This is a genomic window from Sinomicrobium sp., assembly GCA_029266035.1.
Lineage (GTDB): Bacteria > Bacteroidota > Bacteroidia > Flavobacteriales > Flavobacteriaceae > Sinomicrobium.
The window spans coordinates 35540-49135 of sequence record JAJUFH010000013.1 but is presented as its reverse complement, the minus strand read 5'-3'; the positions used below and the strand labels follow the sequence as shown (position 1 = coordinate 49135).

Sequence of the window (13596 nt, the reverse complement as noted above, 5' to 3'; positions counted from 1 at the left end):
AAGATAACGGGGCTTAACGCCCCATTCCCTCTATCAACAGTTCCTTACCTTGCGCCCAAAGATCATAAAACTGCTTACGCTTAATACCTAATCGTCCACTCACTTCACGTTGTCCATAACCTTCCAATTTAAGCAATGACACATCTCTAACCAACGGATCAGCATCCATAAGACATTTCTTAGCTTCCTCATACCAATCTTCAAATGTGTGTTCGATTTCCAGTTCTTCATCAAGTTCACCGGCCTTAGACAACGCACGTATTGATAGCGATTTTCCGTAGTTGATTGCACAATTGCGGAAAACACTGTAGACAAAGTAGAAAATCTTACGTTCATCTTCGATTGTGTGCATATATCTAAAGATACGAATCATTGCCTCTTGTACACAATCCTCAACATCATTATGTGGCACAAACTTCCTAGTGATTGAGCACCCCAAGTTGTAATATTCTTTGTATATGTCATCAAATTTCATAATAACCCTTATCAAGTTGATTAATTATTCCTATTGACAGGGGTTATAGCACAATAATTCCCAACTTACAAGTAATTCTTGTCAGTTTGTTGTCTATATTCCACATATGAGGGCTGGTCGGTCGCTCTGTTGAGTAAATTCACAGAATCCACCAGTTTATGCACTTTTTATACAGCGGGCGTATATTTTTTACATTTTAATGAAACGTTCTATATACGGGTAGGAATTGATTTTAAGGGGTAGGTAGTAGGGTAGGGCAGGGCAGGTAGAGAAAAGCGATTTAGGGCTGAAAATCACCACGACAACAGCCCTTTTGGTTGATTATAAGACCAATAGCTCCATACATACTCCACAAATCGCCCAAGAAGGCCATTTAGGATTGTTATCAATTAGCTGTTGCAGCTTCCCTCCTGTGATCTCTTCAAACTCAGCTTGCCCATATCCCAACTTACGCAAAAACTTCCTGACACGCTTAATGTCAGCAGGATAGTAGTATATGGGGAGTTTTACTTTGTGTTTAGTGGCAAGTTCGCGCCAATAATTCTCATCCGCAAACTCTTGCCTTGTATCAAGACTTTTGTAGTAGTCTGCCTGTTCTTTACGTTTGCGTTGTGCTGCTTCACGTTGTTCTGGTGTCATTTTAGCAAAATGATTCATTTTCCCATTCCCCTAAATAGGTAGTAGAGTGTTACGGCGCTTCCAAGTCCAGCACCAACAACCAACATTAGTAAGTGTGTGATAATATCAATCATCATTATTCCCCTATTTACCTTGTAATATACATTCATGGCAGATTGGGCCAACCCACCCGTGCCTCCTGAAGTACATTGCAACCTTACTACCGCATTCCATACAGGTTAGAGAACACATTTTTTCATACATATCAAGAGTAGCTTTGTCGTATTCTTCTTTACCTAGATATGTTGTTAGTCTCCCAAACTTCTCCTTTACTTGTCGAATGTTGCCTTCACCACCACAAGCGGCGATGATTTCTTCTCTGTACTGTTCCCAACCTTTCGGCAGATAGATCATGTCTTTCATTCCGCTATTTACCTTGTCCGGTGTCCCCTAGATAGGTCACTTATGTTCCCCTAGATACAATCACCGTATTCAATCAACGTCACCACTCTAACTACTTCTTGCGCCCGTCCCGTTAATATCAACGTAATAGGCCGCTTATAGTTGAATGCCCGTATATGTTTCGACAAAAGCCAGCAAAGGGCCAAGCCTACGTTTCCGTCAAATAGGTTGTATATTGCTTTCAGTGCTTTAATCATTATCATCCTCCCATAAGATTATTTCCGCTCCGCATTGGGTATCCAGTAGAGCGTATGTCATTTCCCTTATAGACTTGGAATGTGCTATACCTTCGCTGGAATCCGCTATACAACCAACACACAATCTTTTCCACACTTCACCGAAAATAACTCTCCAATCATTAGATTCTATATCACGTTCGTTTGGAAAGGATAGTATCATTGTTTAGGTTCCAGTGTATAGCGGGATAGGATGTCGTCGGCAAGACTAACAACTGCATTCTTGTAAATCGGGTGATAGCTAATCAGTTTAACCGACTCGTCTCTATGGCGCTGTTCTGGGGTGTGGAGTGGTCGAAACTTATCTGCTGAATCTCCAGACCATTCATTGTACCCAATCATCTGCCAAACAGCTTTTGACCCATCAATGCTTTTTACGTGAGCCACAATCTCGACCAACTCCCACGTTTTACCCATGTGCAGAACCTCACACACCACACCCACAGGCGGCAGCCCCTCACCATCCCACTCAACCTCTTGCACCTTTTTGGCTGGACGGGGGATGATTTCTGGCCGAGAAATTCTAAACGCTGCAAAGCCGTGGCCCCAGTTTTCTGCCCCAGACATCCAAGCGACCGCGAAATCCCCGCAGTCCTGATACCAATCGCCAGAAGGTAGCCAATAGTGAGTTGCCCCAAGAGGCGCAACGCTATCCCAATACTCCCGATCCTCTGCCAGTCGTTTTAGGTCGATGTCAGTCATTGTTTATTCTCCACTTTCATACTAGGGTAGGAAATACGCATACGTTCAATAGCCCTTTCAATATCATTTCCTGCAAGCTGCAAGGCTATGTCACACGCCATTTTACTTTTACCTGTTCGTTTCATTAGTTCTTCTAACTTCTCTGTCTTAGTCAAAACTCACTCCTAAATCCAATTACAGTAGCATCCCCTAGTTGGTATACGGAAGGTTTGAAGTGTCTACTTATCCCTAGATAGCTTACACCAAGGGCGAGCATGGGACAAACATTTTTACTGGTTCCGTCTTCACCGTAGCATTTAGTGTAGCCATGTACGGCACCCAATACAGCAAAGCCTTCTACTTGCCCCCATTCTTTACCGCGATAGTACCCAGCAAAGAAACTATCTCTATTGTATGAGTTTTTGAAGTAGCCAGCCACCCAATTACCGCGTTTCAATCCTGCCATGTGGTGTGTGTCGTTGGTGTAGTCGTCTGTAATCCAATGGTGCGACTTGTAGCCATAGAACAGTTCTGTTTCCTCTGCTTGTACGTGCCCCATGGATAGGAGTAACGCCACAACCATTATTCCCCTAATTACCTTGTTCATATCATCATTCCCCTAATTAGATTCGGCAATCCGTATCTTCACTTTATTGCACTTCATACACCGTCTTCTTTGTTCAACATACCTCCCGTTTCTGACATAGTATGTTGTTAAATACCCAGAACTTACATCTTCCCATTTTCCCCATTTATGCCAACACATTCTTATTCCCCTAGATACATTATAACTAATTCTAAGTCCGGTTCTATCGAGTCCAATTCCTTCATTGCAGCTTTTACCTTAACTTCAAGAATATCCAACTTGCTTTCATATTCGTCAGCTAGGTTCTCGGCTTTTTCAATCTTGTCTTCCAGATCATCTATTTCCAATTTCAATTCTGAGGCACCTGAGATTGCCTGTATTGCCCTTTCAGCCAGTACCTTAGCCAAGGTATCAGGAATGTCTGAAAACGTCTCTGAGTAGCCTACAAGCTCATTCAGCGTCATGTTACGTAGCGTTTGTTCTGAATACATGATTACTTCTCTATTTTAACAGTGAACGCAGCAGTAGCTAACGAATACGCACCAATACTTGCCCAAAATTCCAACGTTTCAACTGTTACCCCTATCGCCTGTAGAATGCAACCAAGTATAATTCCTATAAATACTGTAATGTAGTACATGCCTATTCCTTATAGGGTAGTGACTGTTACTGTGTAGAATACTTCTGGCTTTTCTTCTGACTGATCTACCGACACATAAGAGCGACTTTTCACTTTTACGCCTTTTTGTGCTGCTGTAGCTGATAGTTTACGCTGCAATTTTACCACTTCATCACGGCTGGGCACAATCCATACACCAAAACCGTTGTTGATTGCTTCAGTTAGTCCAACGCCTTTCATGTTATTCCCCTACTGTGTAATGTTTGATAATCGGTTTTTTAGCATTAGAAAATTGTAATTCTATCACAACTTCAATTCCCCTGACATAAGTGTTTCATGCCCTGATATGATTTTGTAGCTTACCATTAGTTAGTCTCCAATTATCTCACATAGGTTACATATTAAATCAAAATCGTCTGGACATATTTCACTGATATCGTACCAATCCCATAGCTGATCTTGAAAGAAATCATCATACTCTGCTTCGATTTGTTGTCTGAGTTCGATTGCTTCAACTACAGTCATATCATCATTCCCCTATTTACTCTGGTTTACTTCCGGCTGTACCCTGTTACCAAGATACAGCGAGAAATATCACAGTTCAATTCGTTTTCCGTTCTGGTAGTAGAATGGCGCTGTAATGTTCATCTTTGTGTCATTATCCCAAAACATGCCGATTGTATAGCCGTTTGGCTTAAACTTTACAGCATACTCCCCTGATTTTGTTTTGAAGCATTCATAACCCTCGTTTTCGTCATATACCTTAACGCCAGCGTCAATTAGGCTCTTAATCTTTTCAATACGGTTCATTATTCTCCCTCCTGTTCTTCGAGAAGCTCTACCAAGTGTTCCTCAATGCCACACGCCCAAAGTTCTACAGCACACGAAAGGAATTTAGTGGCCATGCCTTTCCAGCTTTCGCCGGTAACGTCTGGTAGTTCTCCCATGTTTTCTTCAATGAATTCCAATACTTCATCCCCGTGCTGGGCCATAATGTCGTTGGCTTTCCGGTAGGTTACAGCGTCCATATACGCGCCGGATTCGCAACCGCCTTGAATGATAGCTGCAACGGTGCAGGGTGTAATGTCCTGATCAATCCAAGCTGGCACGTCAATTTCAAGATCGGTAACAGGTGCGTCGTTGTTCCAAAGGATTTCAGTGTTCATTAGTATTTCCTCGTTTTCGTTTGACTGTGAGGGAATTATAACAAACTCCCCTACGTTGTAAAAGAATTATTAGTTATTAAGACTGGCTTTTCTATCACATTCAGTTATTGCCGCTTTCAATGCCTTTTCGTTGTCATTACCATAACTTACAATTCCGCACCTTACGGCATGAGTTAGCATGTTCTTATAAATTTCATACTGGCCGCTACCTAGTTTAGCTACCCAGAAATTACCGTTTTCGTAAACAATCTGTTCTTCAGTCATTTTCAATTCCCCGTTTCTGTTTGATCTGGTAACTATATTACTATGTTTAGCGTATGAGTACAATTGAAATTTACTATTTTACTCGCGCCGGTCATTAATCAAACTTATCAACTTTTCGCAAACTTCTACCATAAAACCTTCATTATGCCCATCATACCTTCGTACAAACTCTAAAGCCTTTTCTGGATCACCACCGGCCACCATAAGGGCACTATCAACAAGTTTATCCACTGTGGTGATGGTTAGCTTATCTTGTTCTACTGTGTTGTGTAGATAGTCTGTGTCTGTTCTACGCATGGTATTCCCCTATTTAATCAGCTTGAGTGCATCTTTAAGGTAGTTGCTTGATCTTTGGTTGTTTGGTAGCAATTTGTATTCTGACTGTTTGCCCTTACTGCCTTTCACGCACTTGAAATATAGATAATCTGCTAAGTCATTTAGCGAATCAAAGAATATATTTTCGCTAATTACCTTGCTTTTCTTCATTAGTGTGAAGTCTAACGGTTCCATCATTATTCCCCTAGTTAGTATGGGGCGCATTTTCACGCCCCGAATCCTTAAACCAAACTAATAATGTTCCACTTGATCTTTTCAAAGTCTTCTGGTTTAAGCAATGCTTCAACTTGCCGTCCGATATTAGCACCATAGGCCGCTTGCAACATACCACCAATAATCTGTACTGGATCAGAACCGGCTCTTGTTAGCCTATCCTGATATTTTTCCAAGTGGCGTTGGTACGTTTTCACCCATTTTTTCGTTTTCACTTGCTTGGCAAAAGTCTTTGTGTTCCAGTCATAACCGCTTGGCAGTGCAAAAGTAAACATAATGTCTTCTCCGTTTCTCTTAGTGTGTAGGTACAGTGTATAGTAGTTCGGTCAGATAGTAAAAGAATTAATAGTTATAAGGAAGTTGGTTTTTATTCCGCGCCGCTCCACCAACTATATCAGCAACGGTCAAATTTCTAATACCTGCATATTGTTACTCTATCTTTCTTGTATTCAATTTCTAGCCTAGCACACAACACCTCATAACCTCGGATTGTAGCGGCTTCTAGTGGTGTTATATCCGCGTGCGTAGCCTTTTCAGTAAGTCGGTCTAGTTCTTCTCGTTGTTCGCTTGTTAGTAGTTCGTAACCAGTCATTAGATATTTACTCCGTTGTTTGATTCAATAACTACAGTTTACCACCACACACAGAATAGTAAACACATTATTTTCTATGGAAAACACAAACTTGATAGAAAATATTAAATTGTTTAATTTTTCGGCCCCGAATCTTAATAAAACCCATCATTTTGGACTAATAAAAACATACATAGAAACATAGGACAATACAGTAGTAGTATAGAGTGGTACAATATAGCTCAAATACAGACAACAGTGCACACTACAAGCCTATAGACCACACCAGACAAGGCATTAGTAATATGGGAATAATATCCCAATTTCTTAAATTCCCCTAGATATAGGCTTTGTATAAAGGTGAGATACTATATGTAGTGGTAGCATTACAAGGCGTTATGTGGTAGCTTTTTCGCTCTATTATCGCGTTTTTTGGGCTGGAAAACTCGCAGGTGTCCCATAAATACCCTATATAGTGTGGTATGTTCCCCTATTTACCACAACATATTGTGTTTTCCTTCTATATTCCCCTAGATAGGGTATCATCATTCCCCTATTTACCATGTTAAGCTGTTGTTTTATATCATTATTCCCCTAGATAGGTGGTAGGTGTCCCATAAATAGGCTATGTTCCCCTAGATACTTTGTTGTGTTATCTTGTCTAACCTAACAGAATCTAATCTAACGTCTAACCTAACGGGAGTAATTATGTCTGCACCTAAATGCCCATTATGCGGAGTTAACCATTGGCAACGTGATCCGCATATCTGGCCGGATGATCCTAAGCCCACTAAATCGCCTGAGAAACGCCCCAAACCTGAACCTACTAGGATAGTACCAGTAGAACCTGAAAAGCCTTCTAGTGATTCTGAGAGAGCCGGACAGGTCGAATACAATAAAAGGTGGCGAGAGAAAAACCAAGAACAATACAGGGAATACATGCGCGAATACATGAAACGCAGAAGACAAAAGGCAAAACAAAAATAATCTTTTATGCGGTCATCACATTGTGGCCGCTTATGTTCCCCTAGATACCCTGACATAATTCCCATAAATACCCTGTTATCATTATTCCCCTAGATACCTTGCGCGCTATCTTACCCATAGATACCCTATGTCCTTCACTACTGTACGGATAAACAGTATACCCGCTGGCAACCACTGTACAAGCATACAGCATGGCCTTATAACGCTCCCAGATCACCTACAGTGGCCTCCTATCCTCACCCTATGCTACCCTAGCGCCTACCCTGTTTTGTGCGCCCTGTGGCGTCCTGTGCGGCCTTATACTCGCATAGTTTATTGTTTGGCGGCCTTACCTGGCAGACACAAAAAAGCGGGGTTATTGCCCCGCCGTTTCCGTTTTCCGTGGTCTGCCCCGCTTTTGCTTTTCGCGCCCCTGTTTTAGTATCTCAATTCGCACCAAGTAAACAGGCGTGCCGCTAAAATCGAACCCGCGAACAATTGACGTCCTAACCTTGGCGTCACATTGACACGCGTACGCCTTAACGTTACCCGTTGCCCTCTGCATTGTTTTAGGGTCGCCATCCGCCGTTTCAATGTAGTAAATCGAACCCGCTGGCAGTCTCATGATATCAGCTAATTTCATTTTTTCATTCCTTTTATATAGTGGCGTATAACTGTTTCTATACCTGCATAACATGCAAGCGCAATTAAGCCGGAAATAATAATAAGACTATCGGATAACCAAACGGGCATTATATCCACCTTATATATTTACAAGTGTATTAAGGTAACGGGCCGGACTATATACCGGCCTTATATATTAATAATGCAATTCCGGCCAATATGTCTTATCTAAATACTCCCTTATTTTAGTTATTTGTGCCGGTTTCAATACAATGTATTTATCGCCTATACAACGGTCTTGTATTTTGCACCATACGTCAATCCGTAGTCTGTCGCTATCTAAGTCAATAGTAGCTACTTTCTTATTATCCGCTGAAACAATCCGCACTTGTCGCCATCCGCCTTTATATAAGCGCGACACAACATTGCCGACGGATTCAGCCTTAGATATATAATCGCGCACTTCTTTTATAGTTGTCATGATATTAACCCTTATTTTGTATTGCATTAAATGTTAGTTGGTGTAGTTGTTTCAAAATAGCTTAGAATTTCATCAATAGTCATTCCGTCGTTATACATTCCGGTTAGATATTCTAAGGCTTGATTAACTGTTTTGCAGTCAGTATATAAAAGGATATAATCAAGCGCCTTGCCTTCTTTATAAGTCATTATATTACCCTCGTTTTGTGTTTGCGTGCTATTCCGGGCGACTCTCGAAAGGAAAGCCGCCGAGAATAACTTATTCTTCCATAGCGTCGATGTAATCAATCAATCCGCAACGGTACGCCACCGGATCACAATTAAAGATAACGTCTGCCGGTTCAAACGTTAGCCCTGCTACTTCTACCGGAGGGTAACATTCATTCAACATATCATCGTATTGGTCGATTTGTTCGCGTGTAAAATCATTGCAAAAGCTATACTTATTCATGGTCATTTCCCTTTTCGTTTTGGTGGTTTAAGCGCCAATGAATGACAATGCTGTATTGAGTAGGCTATAAGCCAATGTTGAAATAGTGCCGGTATAAATTACATATCCCACTATTTCACCTCAATTTCTTTCTTTACTTTTCTAAATGCGGACAATGTTAATCCAAGTTTATCGGCGGCACACGATTCTGCTAATTTCTTACCATTAACTAGGTATAGATTTTTAGCAGGTTTTCCACAGTCCTCACAATGTTTCATCATTTACCCTTAAATAAATAGGATTCTAATTCCGTTGGTTTGCGTAATCCCTTATCTGTCCATATATAGCGCCATACGTGGCTATATTGGCCGTTGCCTTTTGCTTCAATGGCTTGCCCGTTATAGCAGCCATAATGGGCGGCGATTTCTGTTACTTCTTTAATCGGGTTATGCCCTTCAATTATCATTCTAATCATTTTATTCCCTTGTCTTGTTTGCTTTCAATGATTGCCATTATACGCAGTTTATAAGGCAGTGAACAAAAACTTTTCTATCGTAAACCGCAATTCTATAGGGTGCGCCTATTATTACCAGTCGGTCGCACAGTAAAGGAAACGGGTGCGCGTGATACAGTATCCTGCGCCGAAAGTCAACGCCACCTGCTATATCATTTCATTCTAACAATGCAATGCCTTATAACGTGGTGGTATATAGGTCTGTGAGGCTCTCAGATCGCCTGTATTTAACGCTACACTCAGGGAATGCTAGGCCATAGGGTATGGTCTGAAAACCCGTTATACAGACAATCCTTTATAATCAATCACTTACAGCTGTACGTTTATACAGTTGGCACGGTTGTTGCTGTATAGAATGTTTTGATATAACTAGGCCACACTATAGCACCAAAAGGAATAGGCTTTCATTCATAGAATTCGGCAAAAGTCTAATAACAATTATCTATCAATCGGGCTGATTCGATAGACTGAGGGAGTTATAAGGAATGAGATTTATATAACTAATCATTATTTGACTTCACCACCTAAACTATGCTAGGCCACACAGTGGGGCTTGTTATAACGAATTGGTATTTGACAACGGGGCGGGAGTATGATCTGGACATATAGCTGCAACCTATAAGGCGCAGACTTCTAATAAATAAATTCTATTGGACAATGCGGGCAAGGTATGATCGGAATATGATAGGATCAAGCTATCGGGGCGATAGGTAAATACAATTGGACACCCCCCAAGCCCCCGTGGTATAATCGGGTTGGCCTTCTAGGTACACCGCTACACTACAGAAAACTGAGTAATTAAAAATATAGGTAGGAATGCTAACTATATACCCCCTATGTTTAGAAGGGAAGGGTGCCGAAACACCCCTGCCCAAAAAAAATACAAAAAGAAAATTAGCTGATTGTATTCACCATAATAACAAAGAATCCAATAATACTAAGAACGCTAATTGTGTGCAAATGTATCATTTTCATATTTTGAATGTCCGAATTTTCCCGCCAGTACAATTGTCTCGTTTCGATGCCATTTTAACAGCATCTCTAGCAGAAAGTCCACAGTCCATTGCTGTTACCTATGTGTAATCTCATGAGTCCATTTAAGTAGATTATCATAAACTTGTACATCTAGTACAGACTTATATTTCTCAGCAATAGATTTAACGTACTCTTCTTTTGCCTTTTTGTAAGCGAAATATGCGTCTTCTTTTGTTTTGTACACCCCTAGCGACTTTAACTTATTATTTACTAAAAGTCTGGCTTGGTAACCAGAAGGTCGTTTCTTAACACCTTTTGGGAGACCTTCACCTGACCATTCGGTGTTTGTTAATAAGCAATTAACAGCGTGAGGTACTAAACTACAGGTGTCCGGGCCGTAAACTTTATTCCCTAACACTCTCAGGTCTTTATCTAAGTGAAACCCTTTCTTATTTGCATTTGGCTGGCTGTAGTACCACTCAGCAAAGTTTTGGAAGTTATGCCATTCTTCAACTGCGTAACAGTCCTTATAAGTAGGGTGTTTTTGTTTTACTTTTTCACAATAGCACCTCTTTAACATATTGACCCAACAAGTGTAAGCTGGGCTATCTTTCCCTCCCTCCTTTACGTTATATTCGCCAAAACCGACATAACCAACCCCTGAAACTGAAGGGAAATATGGATTTCTTACTCTACCTGCACATAAATGACCCCCTTGAACTCTTGCAATGTGCCCATGAGAATCTTGATGTTGTACTACGATGTCACTGAACCTATTAAACTCTAAAACAACTACCGTACCACCTTGATTCGTCGGAAATACATCACCAACATTAATTTTACCCATCACTTCACCTTAAATGTCCGAATCTTTCCACCAGTACAGTTGTCTCGTTTAGCCGCCATTTTTACTGCTTCCTTTGCACTCAATCCGCAATCCATACTGCTGAGTGCGTGGTCTGCGCCACTACCGTAAGCCATAGGCCCGAAGTTGTCACATATCCAAACTCCTCCTCCGCCCCCAACTTCGTAAAGCTGCCCATTCTCATACATAAATCCGCTAATCATAAACTCCCTGTCACTACCTCCCTCTAGGCAATCAATCATGAAAGGTTCCATATCTTTTACATCGCCTGCTAGGAAGAAATAAGCATTCCCAAACTTAATTTTCTTGTCGTAGTCGTCTCTGACAATCAGATTTCCTTGTGTCATACGTCCGTCATAAGCAATAGTGGAGCCGTCAAATGCTATTGTGGTCAAAGCTCAACCTCCTGTACGTTACCATCAGTATATGGGCAAAGTGTACTCGCAATTTCTATAGCTTCTTTGCCCGTTTTACCGGAAACCATTGCTCCAGCGGCATAGTCACCGCCACTCCCGTCCGATATAAAACCTTGTGTTTGAACAAAGCTCTCAATATTCCATATTCTAGTTTTCTTGAGCCACCATTTTCGCTTACCTTGTTTGATTGTGTATTTGTCAATCAATAATCCAATAGGTCTTTTTGAAACCACATAGATCGTTGCATTGCCATCGCTGCTATCTATCTTACAAGGCACGTCTTTTCCGTAGTTCCTTTTAAATCTGTCAATCAGCCTCTTATCCCCAGCACCAACAATTACAACCCCTTCTGTTGGATGTAATTTACCGGAAATAGAACGCTCAATTCTATGTTCGTAGTTTTCATGTTCGGAAAAACCAGTAAGGAGCAGGCCAGCCGTATTTTTATCATAACTGGTATACTTGGTTGTTGTAGTACAACTATCAGCATAAACCGTCTGTTTTTCACAATCAATTACTATTGTGGTCATACTTATCCTTTTATTTAGCGGGTTGTTTTTGGTTAAAACGCTTTAGTAGTACCCTTGCCTATGTCAACGAAACAAACGTCATTCTTGTCCGTAAACAGAAGGCTAACATCATTCTTCCTCAACTATAACTCTAACCTCTTCGATGCTATGCACAGTATAAAAATCCAGTTTCGCACCTCTCCGTTCTATGTGGCGTTTGAATGCGTCAATCAAATCCTTACGTAGCTCTTCTGTATCTACCTCAATACGATCAATGAAAGACTCACAATACTCGCCATACTCTGAGAATAAGCAATCTGACACAGGTTCGATAAGATAGTCTGCATGAATAAAATTAGCAATGTTAGGATTATGTGTCTCCCCTCTGTAGATTGTATACTGTCCGGGGCCATCTAACTCAAGAATAGACTCTTTGATAGATTCAAGCTCGTCCCATCCGTCCGCACCATTAGTTGAATATACAAACATTACCTTTCCTCTATCCAGTTACATTCTTTGATTGTCTTGATGTGGTCTACTATCCTGCTGACGTAATATGGGTTTCCTTTCCACCCTCCGTTGTAACTACTCACAACAGAGCGCCAGTTCCCATTGTGTGTCTTATCCCACCACAACAAGGTCTCCAATGCAATAGCTGCCCCAAAGTAAATATCATCCATCAACTTTTGAGTAGCCCTGTTGTAATTGAAGGGCGTGTGCTTCCATCCAAGTTTTGTAACAGCCTTATCAATGGTCACATGGAACGGCGATGCCGAAGGGTCTTGTAGTGAGATGTTATACTTTCCTAATTGGCTCTCCTGCATAGCAATAGCAGCCATTGTATACCCGTAGTCGTGTGGTTCACCATAAGAATACGAGAAATGTAGAACACTGCGCTGTTCTGGCGTTAATTCACAGTCCTGAAACGCATATACTGCATTTGAGAACAGGAGCAACACAGCCATTGCGCTAAAAATCTTCATGTTCATCCTCTCCAAAGGCTTTGTCGATCATCGCCATGACAAGCACACCCAAGACAATACAAACCACCCACTCAATGGTCAGAATAGGCAGTTTATTCATCATAAATATCAGCGTACTCACTAGAAATGCTGAAAGTGTATAATACAACATAGCTATTCATCCCATAGTAATGAATTCAACTCATCTGTCTCAAAACCATCTATTTCAATGATCTCTCCGGTCTGGTTCATTTCCATCCTCACGGCTTCCTCTATCGTTGTTGACATTGCTACGTTTCCGTTCTTCAGCAAAAGCATGACACAATCGACGCCTGCGAACGTAAGATGCTTGTAGTTTTCTACGTTGTCTAGCGCCCATTGATATTCCTCTGCTGTCAGATGCTTACGTGTTTCTTCATTGATTTTCATTCTTCTCTCCTTCAAGTTGAATAGAAATCCTAACACCTGCCACCTCAGCAGCCAATACGTTATTGCCTAGTGCCGTGACATCCACTTTATCAATGTTATCAATGATTCTCTCTAGTAGAAACTTCAACTTTGCCTGTTCTGAGTTCATCTCGCGCCGTCCCGTTAATGAAACTAAATGTCTTACACAACGTAGCATTAC

21 protein-coding genes are annotated in these 13596 nt (G+C 41.2%); 1 reads left to right on the top strand and 20 read right to left on the bottom strand.

The annotated features are described in order from the left end of the window. Positions 1 to 13: 13 nt before the first annotated feature. From ACYZZR_RS07925 to ACYZZR_RS07895, 7 genes are all read right to left on the bottom strand, one after another. Positions 14 to 475 (bottom strand): RNA polymerase sigma factor, encoded by a 462-nt coding sequence (locus ACYZZR_RS07925; RefSeq protein ID WP_461533463.1) that lies wholly within the window; start codon positions 473 to 475, stop codon positions 14 to 16. A 321-nt stretch (positions 476 to 796) separates the two neighbouring features. After that, positions 797 to 1132 carry a hypothetical protein gene (locus tag ACYZZR_RS07920; protein WP_461533462.1) on the bottom strand — a complete coding sequence of 112 codons (336 nt, stop codon included), beginning with the start codon at positions 1130 to 1132 and terminating at the stop codon, positions 797 to 799. Positions 1133 to 1237: 105 nt separating this feature from the next. Continuing rightward, on the bottom strand, positions 1238 to 1516 hold the full coding sequence (locus tag ACYZZR_RS07915) for a hypothetical protein (protein ID WP_461533461.1): 279 nt from the start codon (positions 1514 to 1516) through the stop codon (positions 1238 to 1240). Positions 1517 to 1950: 434 nt separating this feature from the next. Beyond that, positions 1951 to 2493 (bottom strand): hypothetical protein, encoded by a 543-nt coding sequence (locus tag ACYZZR_RS07910; RefSeq protein WP_461533460.1) that lies wholly within the window; start codon positions 2491 to 2493, stop codon positions 1951 to 1953. A 151-nt stretch (positions 2494 to 2644) separates the two neighbouring features. Then, entirely contained in the window at positions 2645 to 3079 is a 435-nt protein-coding gene (locus tag ACYZZR_RS07905; RefSeq protein ID WP_461533459.1) for a hypothetical protein, read from the bottom strand. 161 nt (positions 3080 to 3240) lie between these two features. Further along, on the bottom strand, positions 3241 to 3522 hold the full coding sequence (locus tag ACYZZR_RS07900; RefSeq protein WP_461533458.1) for a hypothetical protein: 282 nt from the start codon (positions 3520 to 3522) through the stop codon (positions 3241 to 3243). 185 nt (positions 3523 to 3707) lie between these two features. Then, positions 3708 to 3917 carry a hypothetical protein gene (locus tag ACYZZR_RS07895; RefSeq protein WP_461533457.1) on the bottom strand — a complete coding sequence of 70 codons (210 nt, stop codon included), beginning with the start codon at positions 3915 to 3917 and terminating at the stop codon, positions 3708 to 3710. 219 nt (positions 3918 to 4136) lie between these two features. Between ACYZZR_RS07895 and ACYZZR_RS07890 the strand changes: the two genes are divergently transcribed. Next, positions 4137 to 4397, top strand: a complete 261-nt coding sequence (locus ACYZZR_RS07890) for a hypothetical protein (protein WP_461533456.1) — start codon at positions 4137 to 4139, stop codon at positions 4395 to 4397. 89 nt (positions 4398 to 4486) lie between these two features. Here the strand turns inward: ACYZZR_RS07890 and ACYZZR_RS07885 are convergent, their stop codons facing one another. The 13 genes from ACYZZR_RS07885 to ACYZZR_RS07825 all read right to left on the bottom strand — a co-directional run bounded on the left by ACYZZR_RS07885 (position 4487) and on the right by ACYZZR_RS07825 (position 13397). Continuing rightward, complete coding sequence (locus ACYZZR_RS07885; RefSeq protein WP_461533455.1) at positions 4487 to 4705, bottom strand: hypothetical protein; 219 nt, start codon at positions 4703 to 4705, stop codon at positions 4487 to 4489. Between the two features lie 207 nt (positions 4706 to 4912). Further along, positions 4913 to 5107 carry a hypothetical protein gene (locus ACYZZR_RS07880; RefSeq protein WP_461533454.1) on the bottom strand — a complete coding sequence of 65 codons (195 nt, stop codon included), beginning with the start codon at positions 5105 to 5107 and terminating at the stop codon, positions 4913 to 4915. A gap of 78 nt (positions 5108 to 5185) precedes the next feature. Further along, positions 5186 to 5404 (bottom strand): hypothetical protein, encoded by a 219-nt coding sequence (locus ACYZZR_RS07875; RefSeq protein ID WP_461533453.1) that lies wholly within the window; start codon positions 5402 to 5404, stop codon positions 5186 to 5188. Between the two features lie 260 nt (positions 5405 to 5664). Next, positions 5665 to 5931: a hypothetical protein gene (locus ACYZZR_RS07870; RefSeq protein ID WP_461533452.1), complete on the bottom strand. Its 267-nt coding sequence runs from the start codon at positions 5929 to 5931 to the stop codon at positions 5665 to 5667. A gap of 2082 nt (positions 5932 to 8013) precedes the next feature. Continuing rightward, positions 8014 to 8298, bottom strand: a complete 285-nt coding sequence (locus tag ACYZZR_RS07865; RefSeq protein ID WP_461533451.1) for a hypothetical protein — start codon at positions 8296 to 8298, stop codon at positions 8014 to 8016. 258 nt (positions 8299 to 8556) lie between these two features. Continuing rightward, positions 8557 to 8754 carry a hypothetical protein gene (locus tag ACYZZR_RS07860; protein WP_461533450.1) on the bottom strand — a complete coding sequence of 66 codons (198 nt, stop codon included), beginning with the start codon at positions 8752 to 8754 and terminating at the stop codon, positions 8557 to 8559. Positions 8755 to 9004: 250 nt separating this feature from the next. Continuing rightward, positions 9005 to 9193: a hypothetical protein gene (locus ACYZZR_RS07855; RefSeq protein WP_461533449.1), complete on the bottom strand. Its 189-nt coding sequence runs from the start codon at positions 9191 to 9193 to the stop codon at positions 9005 to 9007. Between the two features lie 1117 nt (positions 9194 to 10310). Further along, positions 10311 to 11063 (bottom strand): hypothetical protein, encoded by a 753-nt coding sequence (locus ACYZZR_RS07850; protein WP_461533448.1) that lies wholly within the window; start codon positions 11061 to 11063, stop codon positions 10311 to 10313. Then, on the bottom strand, positions 11063 to 11476 hold the full coding sequence (locus tag ACYZZR_RS07845) for a hypothetical protein (protein WP_461533447.1): 414 nt from the start codon (positions 11474 to 11476) through the stop codon (positions 11063 to 11065). Before ACYZZR_RS07845 ends, ACYZZR_RS07850 begins: the two co-directional genes overlap by 1 nt. Further along, the gene (locus tag ACYZZR_RS07840) at positions 11473 to 12027 is read right to left on the bottom strand and encodes a hypothetical protein (RefSeq protein WP_461533446.1); all 555 of its coding nucleotides are present in this window, start codon (positions 12025 to 12027) and stop codon (positions 11473 to 11475) included. Before ACYZZR_RS07840 ends, ACYZZR_RS07845 begins: the two co-directional genes overlap by 4 nt. Positions 12028 to 12135: 108 nt before the next feature. Further along, positions 12136 to 12495, bottom strand: coding sequence for a hypothetical protein (locus ACYZZR_RS07835; protein ID WP_461533445.1), 360 nt, complete (start codon positions 12493 to 12495; stop codon positions 12136 to 12138). Then, positions 12495 to 12845 carry a hypothetical protein gene (locus ACYZZR_RS07830; protein ID WP_461533444.1) on the bottom strand — a complete coding sequence of 117 codons (351 nt, stop codon included), beginning with the start codon at positions 12843 to 12845 and terminating at the stop codon, positions 12495 to 12497. Before ACYZZR_RS07830 ends, ACYZZR_RS07835 begins: the two co-directional genes overlap by 1 nt. A 297-nt stretch (positions 12846 to 13142) precedes the next feature. Next, entirely contained in the window at positions 13143 to 13397 is a 255-nt protein-coding gene (locus ACYZZR_RS07825) for a hypothetical protein (protein ID WP_461533443.1), read from the bottom strand. Positions 13398 to 13596 lie beyond the last annotated feature (199 nt).

What these genes read in the sequence shown, in the direction of transcription:
- ACYZZR_RS07860 (WP_461533450.1), bottom strand. Translation starts at nt 8,754, where the DNA reads ATGACCATGAATAAGTATAGCTTTTGCAATGATTTTACACGCGAACAA.
- ACYZZR_RS07830 (WP_461533444.1), bottom strand. Translation starts at nt 12,845, where the DNA reads ATGGCTGCTATTGCTATGCAGGAGAGCCAATTAGGAAAGTATAACATC.
- ACYZZR_RS07910 (WP_461533460.1), bottom strand. Translation starts at nt 2,493, where the DNA reads ATGACTGACATCGACCTAAAACGACTGGCAGAGGATCGGGAGTATTGG.
- ACYZZR_RS07925 (WP_461533463.1), bottom strand. Translation starts at nt 475, where the DNA reads ATGAAATTTGATGACATATACAAAGAATATTACAACTTGGGGTGCTCA.
- ACYZZR_RS07905 (WP_461533459.1), bottom strand. Translation starts at nt 3,079, where the DNA reads ATGAACAAGGTAATTAGGGGAATAATGGTTGTGGCGTTACTCCTATCC.
- ACYZZR_RS07915 (WP_461533461.1), bottom strand. Translation starts at nt 1,516, where the DNA reads ATGAAAGACATGATCTATCTGCCGAAAGGTTGGGAACAGTACAGAGAA.
- ACYZZR_RS07875 (WP_461533453.1), bottom strand. Translation starts at nt 5,404, where the DNA reads ATGCGTAGAACAGACACAGACTATCTACACAACACAGTAGAACAAGAT.
- ACYZZR_RS07855 (WP_461533449.1), bottom strand. Translation starts at nt 9,193, where the DNA reads ATGATAATTGAAGGGCATAACCCGATTAAAGAAGTAACAGAAATCGCC.
- ACYZZR_RS07870 (WP_461533452.1), bottom strand. Translation starts at nt 5,931, where the DNA reads ATGTTTACTTTTGCACTGCCAAGCGGTTATGACTGGAACACAAAGACT.
- ACYZZR_RS07885 (WP_461533455.1), bottom strand. Translation starts at nt 4,705, where the DNA reads ATGGACGCTGTAACCTACCGGAAAGCCAACGACATTATGGCCCAGCAC.
- ACYZZR_RS07900 (WP_461533458.1), bottom strand. Translation starts at nt 3,522, where the DNA reads ATGACGCTGAATGAGCTTGTAGGCTACTCAGAGACGTTTTCAGACATT.
- ACYZZR_RS07850 (WP_461533448.1), bottom strand. Translation starts at nt 11,063, where the DNA reads ATGGGTAAAATTAATGTTGGTGATGTATTTCCGACGAATCAAGGTGGT.
- ACYZZR_RS07920 (WP_461533462.1), bottom strand. Translation starts at nt 1,132, where the DNA reads ATGAATCATTTTGCTAAAATGACACCAGAACAACGTGAAGCAGCACAA.
- ACYZZR_RS07825 (WP_461533443.1), bottom strand. Translation starts at nt 13,397, where the DNA reads ATGAAAATCAATGAAGAAACACGTAAGCATCTGACAGCAGAGGAATAT.
- ACYZZR_RS07880 (WP_461533454.1), bottom strand. Translation starts at nt 5,107, where the DNA reads ATGACTGAAGAACAGATTGTTTACGAAAACGGTAATTTCTGGGTAGCT.
- ACYZZR_RS07840 (WP_461533446.1), bottom strand. Translation starts at nt 12,027, where the DNA reads ATGACCACAATAGTAATTGATTGTGAAAAACAGACGGTTTATGCTGAT.
- ACYZZR_RS07865 (WP_461533451.1), bottom strand. Translation starts at nt 8,298, where the DNA reads ATGACAACTATAAAAGAAGTGCGCGATTATATATCTAAGGCTGAATCC.
- ACYZZR_RS07835 (WP_461533445.1), bottom strand. Translation starts at nt 12,495, where the DNA reads ATGTTTGTATATTCAACTAATGGTGCGGACGGATGGGACGAGCTTGAA.
- ACYZZR_RS07895 (WP_461533457.1), bottom strand. Translation starts at nt 3,917, where the DNA reads ATGAAAGGCGTTGGACTAACTGAAGCAATCAACAACGGTTTTGGTGTA.